General features: G+C 39.6%; 9 protein-coding genes, 2 tRNA genes and 1 rRNA gene. 4 read left to right on the plus strand and 8 right to left on the minus strand.

From position 1 onward, the window contains the following. From I6F66_RS20050 to nudE, 4 genes are all read right to left on the minus strand, one after another. Nucleotides 1-73: transfer RNA gene (locus tag I6F66_RS20050), tRNA-Met, on the minus strand. Nucleotides 74-152: 79 nt separating this feature from the next. After that, nucleotides 153-229 (minus strand) — tRNA-Met (locus I6F66_RS20055). A gap of 136 nt (nt 230-365) precedes the next feature. Continuing rightward, nucleotides 366-1,169 carry a 3'(2'),5'-bisphosphate nucleotidase CysQ gene (cysQ, locus tag I6F66_RS20060; RefSeq protein ID WP_007586545.1) on the minus strand — a complete coding sequence of 268 codons (804 nt, stop codon included), beginning with the start codon at nt 1,167-1,169 and terminating at the stop codon, nt 366-368. Continuing rightward, complete coding sequence (nudE, locus tag I6F66_RS20065) at nt 1,162-1,734, minus strand: ADP compounds hydrolase NudE (protein WP_007586548.1); 573 nt, start codon at nt 1,732-1,734, stop codon at nt 1,162-1,164. The genes cysQ and nudE overlap by 8 nt, the downstream gene beginning before the upstream one ends. Before the next feature lie 61 nt (nt 1,735-1,795). Here nudE and yrfG point away from each other — a divergent pair, with 61 nt between their 5' ends. After that, nucleotides 1,796-2,443 (plus strand): GMP/IMP nucleotidase, encoded by a 648-nt coding sequence (gene yrfG, locus I6F66_RS20070; RefSeq protein ID WP_007378908.1) that lies wholly within the window; start codon nt 1,796-1,798, stop codon nt 2,441-2,443. Nucleotides 2,444-2,458: 15 nt separating this feature from the next. Here yrfG and I6F66_RS20075 read toward each other — a convergent pair whose 3' ends face one another. The 3 genes from I6F66_RS20075 to I6F66_RS20085 form a co-directional block, all read right to left on the minus strand. Continuing rightward, nucleotides 2,459-3,082, minus strand: a complete 624-nt coding sequence (locus tag I6F66_RS20075) for a dUTP diphosphatase (protein WP_165726845.1) — start codon at nt 3,080-3,082, stop codon at nt 2,459-2,461. 105 nt (nt 3,083-3,187) lie between these two features. Continuing rightward, complete coding sequence (locus I6F66_RS20080) at nt 3,188-3,556, minus strand: YacL family protein (RefSeq protein WP_024592461.1); 369 nt, start codon at nt 3,554-3,556, stop codon at nt 3,188-3,190. A gap of 116 nt (nt 3,557-3,672) precedes the next feature. Continuing rightward, nucleotides 3,673-3,897, minus strand: coding sequence for a hypothetical protein (locus I6F66_RS20085; RefSeq protein WP_197209640.1), 225 nt, complete (start codon nt 3,895-3,897; stop codon nt 3,673-3,675). Between the two features lie 303 nt (nt 3,898-4,200). Here I6F66_RS20085 and uvrD point away from each other — a divergent pair, with 303 nt between their 5' ends. From uvrD to I6F66_RS20100, 3 genes are all read left to right on the plus strand, one after another. Next, on the plus strand, nt 4,201-6,366 hold the full coding sequence (gene uvrD / locus I6F66_RS20090; RefSeq protein WP_007586555.1) for a DNA helicase II: 2,166 nt from the start codon (nt 4,201-4,203) through the stop codon (nt 6,364-6,366). Beyond that, entirely contained in the window at nt 6,344-8,413 is a 2,070-nt protein-coding gene (locus tag I6F66_RS20095; RefSeq protein WP_165727088.1) for a GNAT family N-acetyltransferase, read from the plus strand. Before uvrD ends, I6F66_RS20095 begins: the two co-directional genes overlap by 23 nt. Before the next feature lie 102 nt (nt 8,414-8,515). Further along, nucleotides 8,516-9,364 carry a chemotaxis protein gene (locus I6F66_RS20100; RefSeq protein WP_165727087.1) on the plus strand — a complete coding sequence of 283 codons (849 nt, stop codon included), beginning with the start codon at nt 8,516-8,518 and terminating at the stop codon, nt 9,362-9,364. 177 nt (nt 9,365-9,541) lie between these two features. On the opposite strand, the gene rrf is transcribed toward I6F66_RS20100, so the two are convergent. Further along, a 5S ribosomal RNA gene (rrf, locus tag I6F66_RS20105) occupies nt 9,542-9,656 on the minus strand. Nucleotides 9,657-9,855 lie beyond the last annotated feature (199 nt).

Below are 9,855 nucleotides of genomic sequence, written 5' to 3' on the forward strand. Positions count from 1 at the left end.
TGCGGGAGCCGGATTTGAACCGACGACCTTCGGGTTATGAGCCCGACGAGCTACCAGACTGCTCCATCCCGCGCCTGTGTATTTTAAGTCTATCGACTACTTTATTTTATCTCTTAAGCTAGAGTTTACAGTAACCAAATCTTATAAAAAATTGGTTGCGGGAGCCGGATTTGAACCGACGACCTTCGGGTTATGAGCCCGACGAGCTACCAGACTGCTCCATCCCGCGCCTGTAATTTCTTTAAAACATTTTCGTAATATTTACGAGTCTGCCTTGAAGAGAGCGCTACTATATAGGAATAAACATTTAATGCAAGGCCTAAACTAATTAAAGTTGTTCAACCGAACAAAAAGCAATCAAATTGCTATTCTGCGCTCAACCTTTGATGCGGATTAATCATTTTTTGCCATTCCCAGTCTGGATGCCCCATCACTATAAAGTCAGGGTTCTCAGTACTCTCGCGTTGGTTGTACGTTAGCGGGTTAAATTCTGCATCGGTAATACAACCACCGGCTTCTTCAACAATAACTTGTGAAGCACCTGTATCCCACTCTCCCGTTGGACCAATTCTTAAAAAACAATCTGCTTTACCTTCTGCAACAGTACAAGCTTTTAATGAGCACGAGCCAATAGCAATAGTTGTAAACTGACTATTTAAATACTGACTCACCGCTTCTATTTTTTGGCGGCGGCTCACTGCAAGCGTCAAGTTCTCTGGCGGCGCTACAGATATTTGCTTATCAATTGAGTTTTCACGTTTAAAGGCACCATTTTTAGCTGTAGCAAAATAAGTCACACCTTTTGCAGGCCAATGAATAACGCCAAGCACAGGATGATTATTTTCAATCAATGCAATGTTTACTGCAAAGTCGCCACTTTCTAAAATAAATTCGCCTGTACCATCCATCGGATCGAGTAACCAATAACGCTGCCAGTCCTGTCTGTCGGCAAGTGCAGGTATAGGTGTTTCTTCCGACATAATTGGGATATCGGGCGCTAAGACTTTTAATCCAGCAACCAGTACGTCATTTGCTGCTAAGTCAGCTTTGGTAACAGGCGTATTATCTGATTTCTCTTGTTGGCCAATATCGCCTTTTTTATAAATGGCCATAATTGCATCGCCAGCACGCTCAGCTAATTCAATACACGGTTCGATTAATTTATTCATCGGCAGCTCCAGACGCTAAATACTTATCTAATAATAGCAAAGCTGCAACACTGCGTGCTTCGGTAAAATCTTCTTGGTCTAATAATGACTGCCACTGAGTTAATGGCCACTTAACAACAACAAGCGGCTCTGGTTCGTCGCCAATAAGGGTTTGTGGGTATAATTGCTTAGCAAATAAAATATGCATAGTGGCATTAAAGTAACTCGGCGCCATTGTTACTGTTCTTAATGGTTTAAAATACTCAGCACCAAAGCCAATTTCTTCTTTAAGCTCTCTGTTAGCAGCTTGCTCTGGCGTTTCGCCCGGATCGATTAAGCCTTTAGGAAAACCTAACTGGTAATCGTTTGTGCCCGCACAGTATTCACGTACAAGTAGTAATTCGTTGTCTGCACTTAACGGAACAATCATCACTGCTCCCCGGCCACCGCCGCGAATTCGCTCATACTGACGCTCTTCGTTATTAGAAAACTTTAGCTCTAAAGACTCCACAGTAAACAGGCGGCTTTTAGCGACAACATTGTTACTGAGGATTTGTGGTGGTGTTGGGTGCTTTTTCTGTGTCATTGGCGTTAATTTGCTATCATGGCAGTTAGTTCAATAATAAACCTTATAAGTTGAAATTCCTATGTTAAATTGGTCAAAAATCGATACCGTTTTGCTCGACATGGATGGAACATTACTCGATTTACATTACGACAGTCATTTTTGGCTTAACGTTATTCCTGCGCAACACGCATTAGCAAGGGGCATTAGCCTAGATGCAGCTAAAGCAGATATTTTAAAACGCTATCAAGCTGTGAGCGGTCAAATACAGTGGTATTGTTTAGATTATTGGGAGCAGCAATTAAGCTTGCCTATAATGGAGCTTAAACGAGAGTCTCAGCATTTAATTAAAATGCGCGAAGACGTACCTCATTTTTTAACTGAGCTTAAAAAAGCAGGCAAAGAGTTAATTTTACTTACCAACGCCCACCCTGAGAGTGTCATGCTTAAATTTGAGCATACAGCGATTGATAACTACCTAGATGGCGTAGTGTCTACTCATGAATATGGAGTAAGTAAAGAGCAACAAAGTTTGTGGCACCAAGTACAAAAAGACTTAGGGTTTAATAAGCAGCGCACTTTGTTTGTAGATGACAGTGTGCCGGTTTTGAATGCCGCACGAGAATACGGCATTGAGCACTTACTTGCAGTTGCTAACCCAGATAGCCAACAACCACATAACGAAATAGCCGATTACCTAAGTGTTACCGACTATCGTAAGATTATCTAACTCAACTTACGTGACTTAAATTTTTGGGTAACGCGCTTCTAGCCCTTGATATACTAACTTTGCAAAATCTGCATGTTCTGTATCAAGGCTTTTAACTACTTCAACTAAATGCTCGTTATCTTCTTGCCCATTCCATTCTTTAATATAGCTACCATCTTTGTAACCGTGATCTTGGCGGAAAAAGTTTAACGTATTTTTACCTACGTAGCCGCGATATAAATCATCAATATCCATACCTATTTGCGCCATACAGCCGGCAAAAGCACCTGCATTAAACGTTTTATCAGCAACAGCAGACGCCGCTAATATCTCTAGTGTTTGTTTAAAGTCATCAGCTTGTTGAGCATTACTAAGCTCAGTTTCAAGTTGCTTTGCTAAGTCTTCGTAGCTAGTTTCGCCGTCAATTCTAAGCGATAGACCAAAATGAAAAATATCAACCAACTCTAAAATAACTTGTTCAGTATCTGGTGTTTGTTTTTTCCACCATTTCCAACCATGATGATCTAGCATTTCAGCACACTCAACCCAAATAGCGCGGTACCATTCAAACCCTTGAGTAAACCATTGCTCATGTACTTTAGTATTCATGGCGTTTTGCATTTCTAGCATCACTACTAGCTTGTTTAAATTGGCAGACATATCAATTCCTGTCGTTTTGGTTGGCGTAATTTTCGTTGGTGTAATAATACAGATAAAATGCTGATTGTGCATTGCTGTATATTTTTATTAGTGTGCTAGTTATGTTTATCGTGACGTCGTAAACTCATGCCATGAATCAATTAAATCAATGAAATCTTCAAAGCCACAACCACTACTTAAACCATTTTCTTCAAGCGCTAAATCGTCATCTTGATACGCTATTAGGTCTTCGCTGTCTTGATGAAGTGCATGGGCTTCAAATAATGCTTCGTCTTTCGTTAATATTAAATCTATTTCTTGGCCTTTTAGCGTTAGCGGCTCATAGCTTGAACTTACCGATGCAATAAGCGCTTGCACCATGGCTACTTTGTCTTTGCCTATTTCTTCGTTTAGCCAGCGACCAATAATAGCGTGTTCACTGCTTATTTTAATACGTAGCCCACTAATAGGGTCGCGAATAAATTGATATTCCATAGGGTTTGCCTGTAAATCTTTAATTGCGTAATTATATACGTAAACGCCCGTAAACCACAGGACATATAAAGTAAAATAGCGCCACATGGGCGCTATTTTACTCAACTTTAAAACCGTTAACTTCGCGATCTATAACGCGCTGCGTCAATGATCGACCATAAGTAAATAATAGGCACAAGTACAAAGCCTACAAGCACATAAATTAGTGCGTAACTTATTATAATAGCGAGTGCAAAAAATATAGCCGCTAAAATACGCCCTTGCACTAACTGCCCTAAACCAGGAAAAAACATATTACATAATGCTGCAATTACGTTACCGCCAGAACCTTGATCTGCCATACTAACCTCTGTATTTATTTGATTTTATAATTATTTACCTACACACTCTATGCCAATTTATTAAAGCTTACAAATCAAATAGTTAAATTAGTCTAGATTTAGAGAGTTGGTAGATTTTGCTAAAATTAGGTCAAATTAGCAATTATTGTTATCCGTTTACACTTTTTTATTCGCTTAATTAATTAGCAAGTTACTCGTTTTGAACACTATTTTATAAATAGCTGTTTATAAAAACAGTATTTTATTTAGCCTAACAAAAACACCTGTTATACTGCCCACAATATTGATTAAAAAGGCGTAACGATGGACGTTTCACAATTACTCGATGGCTTAAATGACAAACAACGCGATGCCGTTGCAGCCCCACTACAAAACATGCTGGTATTAGCAGGTGCTGGGTCTGGTAAAACACGAGTGTTAGTTCATCGTATTGCGTGGCTTATGCAAGTTGAGCAAGCCTCCGCTTACAGTATTTTTGCAGTTACATTTACTAATAAAGCCGCTAAAGAAATGCGTGGCCGCGTTGAAGAAACACTAAAAGCGCCTGTAGGTGGTATGTGGATTGGTACTTTCCATGGTTTATCGCATCGTATTTTACGTGCTCATCACCGTGAAGCTAATTTACCAGAAGCCTTTCAAATTTTAGACTCTGACGATCAGCTTCGGATGATCAAGCGCTTATTAAAATCGATGAATATTGATGATAAAAAATGGCCCGCTAAGCAATTTGGCTGGTACATAAGCGCCAAAAAAGATGAAGCACTTCGCCCTAAAGATATTCAAGCATACGATATTAATGAGCAAATGATGCTGCGTGTTTATGCCGCCTATCAAGAGGCCTGTGATAGAGCGGGCCTAGTTGATTTTGCTGAAATATTACTACGCAGCTACGAAGTGTTAAAAAATAACCCTACGTTACTGCGTCATTATCAGCAACGCTTTGCGCATATGCTCGTAGACGAGTTCCAAGATACAAATACCATTCAATATGCTTGGTTAAAATTACTTGCTGGCGATACTAACAGCATTATGATTGTAGGCGACGATGACCAAAGCATTTATGGTTGGCGTGGTGCTAAAATCGAAAACATTAAACGTTTTTTAACTGACTTTAGCGCAGAAACCATTCGTCTTGAACAAAACTACCGCTCAACAGCGACTATTTTGAAAGCGTCTAACGCATTAATTCAAAATAACTCAGAACGTATGGGTAAAAGCTTGTGGACCGACGGTAACGACGGCGAGCCAATCTCTATTTATGCAGCATTTAATGAGTTAGACGAAGCACGCTTTGTAAGTAGCAAACTACGAAGCTGGTTAAATGCAGGTAATGCCCTACAAGATGCCGCAATTTTATACCGTAGTAACGCGCAATCTCGTGTACTTGAGGAGGCCATGCTGCAAGAAGGCTTAAAATACCGTATTTATGGTGGTATGCGATTCTTCGAACGACAAGAAATTAAAGATGCGCTTTCGTATTTACGCCTAGTAGGTAATCGTCAAGACGATGCCGCGTTTGAGCGTGTAATTAATACGCCAGCACGCGGTATTGGTGATAAAACATTGAGCCATATACGAGATTGTGCACGAGCAGAATCGTTACCGCTTTGGTATGCCGCAAAAGCAATTGTAGAACAACAGCACTTATCTGGTCGTGCCTCTGGTGCAGTAAGTAAGTTTGTAGAACTAGTCGAACAAATAGAAGATAAAATTAGCGATCTAACTTTGCATGAGCAAGCCAAGTACACAATTCAAACCTCAGGCTTGATGGCAATGTACCAAGCTGAAAAAGGTGAAAAAGGCCGTGCTCGCGTAGAAAACTTAGAAGAGCTAATTAGCGCATGTGACCAGTACGAACTTCCTGAAGACGAAGAATACAGCTCGCCTTTACAAGGCTTTTTAGCACATACGTCACTTGAGTCGGGTGAAGGACAAGCAGAAGAGCACGAAGACGCCGTTCAAATGATGACACTTCACTCAGCTAAAGGCTTAGAGTTTCCGTTAGTGTTTATGGTGGGCGTAGAAGAAGGCATGTTCCCTTCTCAGCAAAGTAACGAAGAGTCTGGTCGTTTGGAAGAAGAGCGCCGCCTTTGTTATGTAGGCATGACACGAGCAATGGATAAGTTATACATTAGCCATGCTGAGAGTCGCCGTTTATACGGGCAAGAAAAATACCATAGCCCATCACGCTTTTTACGCGAAATACCTGAGGACTGCGTTGAAGAAATTCGTATTAAAACACAGGTTTCTCGCCCGCCTGCCGCCGGGCGTTTTAGCGCATCAGTTAGCCATGCCGCATTTGAAGACAGTGGCTTTAACTTAGGGCAACGAGTTTTGCATGCTAAGTTTGGTGTTGGTACCGTACTTAATTACGAAGGCAGTGGCGCGCAATCTCGCGTACAAGTTAACTTTGACGACCTTGGCAGTAAATGGTTAGTAACGGCCTATGCACGATTACAAGCTGTATAAAGCTCACCTAAATGAGTTAGAACAACAACTAGCTGGCGCGTATCATCGTCAGCTAGTGTTGATTACGGGCAGCCCTGCTTGGTGTTATGAATTACTTAACTCATTAATAGATGAAAACAATACACTTGTTGTATCAAAGCAGTGCGCGATTAAAAATTCGTACTGGCCTACTCGCACTCACCAAATTTTAGGGCAAGAATTTGCTCATGCTGTTTACGATGGTTTTAGTGGTTTACACCCTGATAAACTTGCAGCACTTACCGGCACCGTTAAAGCAGGCGGTATACTGTTTTTATTACTGCCCGAATTAAATGATTTAGCCTCTTGGCAAGACCCCTCATTAAGTACAGTGCAATCACACGGTCAGAGTATTAACTACAGTTTATTTAATCAACGTTTCGCGACTATTATTAAGCGATTACCCGCTTTTCATTTTAGTGAAAAAAATGGCTGTATTAGTAATCTCGTCAGCTCTGTTATGGATAATAAAATTGACTATCTACCACAGCAAAACTGCGTGGAACAAATAGTAAAAGTAGCTAATGGCCGTGCCAACAGACCTTTACTCATTAATGCTGATAGAGGTAGAGGCAAGTCGGCAGCACTTGGCTTAGCTGCCGCAAAATTGACTGATAAAAAAGTAATTATTTGCAGCACTCAGTTTAAAGCGACCCATAGTAGCTTTAAACATTTAGCCAACGAGTTAGACCTGCAATACAACGCTCAACATAAACAGCTCGCCAACTTGCACTACGTTGCACCTGACGCGTTATTAAATGCATTACCTGAGTGCGATTTATTACTCATTGATGAAGCTGCCGCGATCCCTGTACCGTTATTGCTAAAAATGCTAGCTCATTACCCTCGTATAGTCTTTGCAAGTACACTGGTTGGGTATGAGGGCAATGGTAGGGGTTATACCATTCGCTTTAGTAACTATATAAAAGCGCACTATAAAGCCTCTAAAGTTGTAACGCTTGATGAGCCACTGCGTTTTGCTAAACACGATCCCCTCGAGAAGCACATTCGCACCTTGCTTGCACTCGATGCACAATATAAAGAGTTAAGTAGTGAGCAATTAGAGCAGCCAGTTCATAGCGAAATAACTCAGCAATCCCTTGTAAACAATGAGCCTTTACTGCAACAAGTTATTGCCCTGCTTGCATTGGCTCACTATCAAAGTAGTGTAAACGATTTACGCCAACTACTAGACGCACCATCGCAACGAATATTCATCAGCAAAATTAACAATCGATTAGTTGGTGTATGTTTAATCGCAATAGAAGGTGGTTTAAGTGAAGAACTTGCTCTACAGGTTATAAGCGGAGAGCGCCGCCCACAGGGTCATTTAATGGCTCAAACCCTCTCACAACTTAGTTTTAATAATGACTACTTAACACAGTTGAGCGCTCGCGTTGTGCGAATAGCGATTGATCCGAGTTCTCACAATATGGGTTTTGGTAAAAAGCTACTTAGCTATTGCGAGTCGCAAGTAAAAAGCCAATGTAGTTGGTTTGGTGCAAGCTTTGGCGCAACAGCGCAGCTACTTAACTTTTGGCAAAAACAAGGGTTTGATACCGTAAAACTGGGTTATCAACGCGATAAAAGCACAGCTGAACATTCAGCGCTTGTGGTTAAATGCTTAAGCAATAAAAGTGCAATTATCCAACCTTTGAAAAAGCAGTTTAAAAACGACTTTTTTTATGCTCTTTTAACACATTTTAAAACACTAGATTGGCAACTTGTAAGTATTTTAATTGAAGGATTTAGCGATGAGTTAGTAAGCCCCGAGACTCGCGAACGATTAGCCTTACTCGTAAACAGTAACTTCACTCAATTTAATATCTCTGCGACTCTCTGGCAGGTAGTGAATCAGTCTCCTTCTTGTATGTCTCAATTAACAGAGTCTGATAAACAACTTTTAATAAAGTTAGTGCTGCAAAATGAATGTAATGAAAAAGTGATTCAACACTTAGGTTTATTAGGAAAAAAGCAGCTTGAGAATCAATTTAAACGTGCCATAAAAAACCTCACTAGTGCCATCTAATAACTCCTAGTTACCTATCTCTATTAAATCTTATCCATCTTTAAGCTATTTATTTAATTTGTTCTATCCTTAAAGCATTAACAGGTAAATTAAGATAAAAGCATGGAATTAATAAACTTTAAAGTGGGCTGCAAAACAATTTCACTTAAAATACTCGATATTTTATTAACAGAGCGCTTTGACAATAATCTAACAACTTTACCCAACAATAATAAAAGCTTTATTGGTGTTAAAGATTATATGGATATACCAACGCCTGTGTTTGATTTAGGTATTATTTTAAATAATATCTCAACCGAACAAAGTAATGCGCATGTACTAAAACAACTAAGAACATGGCAAGAAAAACTATTAAACTGGTTCAATACCCTTCAAAGTAACTTGCTAAATAGCTCGGCTTCTATTTCAAGCAATGATGCAGAACTACAAGATTTTGTTCTGTTTTACAAAGAGTTCAACACCGATAATGAAGACTTAAAACTAACAATGTCTCGACTTAACGAACCTTTCCAATCATTGCTAGAAACGGTAAAAGAAGCTATATCAGCTCATAATCAAAGCGATTATAAACAAGTATCAGCTCTGCTCGAAAAAATTAAGCGTAGTAACCTAATTCAGCTAGAGCGTTTATTCGAATCAGCTAAAGAGCAAATAACCTTAGACTATAAACCTATTATTGTTTTTACCACTAAAGACGGCTTAAACCCACACGTAGGGTTATTGGTAGATAAAGTCGAAGATAATATCGACTATAAAAAAGAAGACATTAAACCACTAGATAAGCTCACTGAGGTTGGTTTTGATCTAGACCCACAAACTAAAAATATGATGCGAGGATTAATCAAGCTTACACAAAAGCACAGTGTATTAATTGATCCAAGCGTAATATTTAAACCAACACAACTAGAAGAATCTGAAAGTGAAGAAACTCAAGCTTACGGACTATTTTAAATAGTCTTTAGATTTGGTTATAAACTTTAGTACTGAAGTAAGGAGCTATTCTACTCGACTTGTACATTTAGATAAATTGGAGAGAAATCGAGTGCGTAATGTTAGTTACTCATATTTCACTTTTCTGCAAACGTAAAAAAGCCCGAATCGTTAGATTCGGGCTTTCTACAATTTGAAGCCTGGTAATGTCCTACTTTCACATAGCAAATGCTACACTATCATCGGCGCTGTTTCGTTTCACTACTGAGTTCGGCATGGGATCAGGTGGGTCCAAAACGCTATTGTCACCAAGCAAATTTGGGCGTTAATTCGTATCACTACAAATTAACTGAATTTGGAAAATATCTGATAATATTTTTTAAGTCTTTCAGTAAATATCTACTTTAGTCATATTAACTTCTGTCTAAACTGTCGCATAAAACGCGTTTGGCGTTGTATGGTTAAGCCTCACGGGTAATTAGTACAAGTTAGCTTAATGGCTCACACCACTT

This window comes from Pseudoalteromonas sp. NZS100_1 (genome assembly GCF_015864285.1).
Classification (GTDB): Bacteria; Pseudomonadota; Gammaproteobacteria; order Enterobacterales; family Alteromonadaceae; genus Pseudoalteromonas; species Pseudoalteromonas arctica.

What these genes read in the sequence shown, in the direction of transcription:
- I6F66_RS20095 (WP_165727088.1), top strand. Translation starts at nt 6,344, where the DNA reads ATGCACGATTACAAGCTGTATAAAGCTCACCTAAATGAGTTAGAACAA.
- I6F66_RS20075 (WP_165726845.1), bottom strand. Translation starts at nt 3,082, where the DNA reads ATGTCTGCCAATTTAAACAAGCTAGTAGTGATGCTAGAAATGCAAAAC.
- I6F66_RS20080 (WP_024592461.1), bottom strand. Translation starts at nt 3,556, where the DNA reads ATGGAATATCAATTTATTCGCGACCCTATTAGTGGGCTACGTATTAAA.
- cysQ (WP_007586545.1), bottom strand. Translation starts at nt 1,169, where the DNA reads ATGAATAAATTAATCGAACCGTGTATTGAATTAGCTGAGCGTGCTGGC.
- uvrD (WP_007586555.1), top strand. Translation starts at nt 4,201, where the DNA reads ATGGACGTTTCACAATTACTCGATGGCTTAAATGACAAACAACGCGAT.
- nudE (WP_007586548.1), bottom strand. Translation starts at nt 1,734, where the DNA reads ATGACACAGAAAAAGCACCCAACACCACCACAAATCCTCAGTAACAAT.
- I6F66_RS20085 (WP_197209640.1), bottom strand. Translation starts at nt 3,897, where the DNA reads ATGGCAGATCAAGGTTCTGGCGGTAACGTAATTGCAGCATTATGTAAT.
- yrfG (WP_007378908.1), top strand. Translation starts at nt 1,796, where the DNA reads ATGTTAAATTGGTCAAAAATCGATACCGTTTTGCTCGACATGGATGGA.
- I6F66_RS20100 (WP_165727087.1), top strand. Translation starts at nt 8,516, where the DNA reads ATGGAATTAATAAACTTTAAAGTGGGCTGCAAAACAATTTCACTTAAA.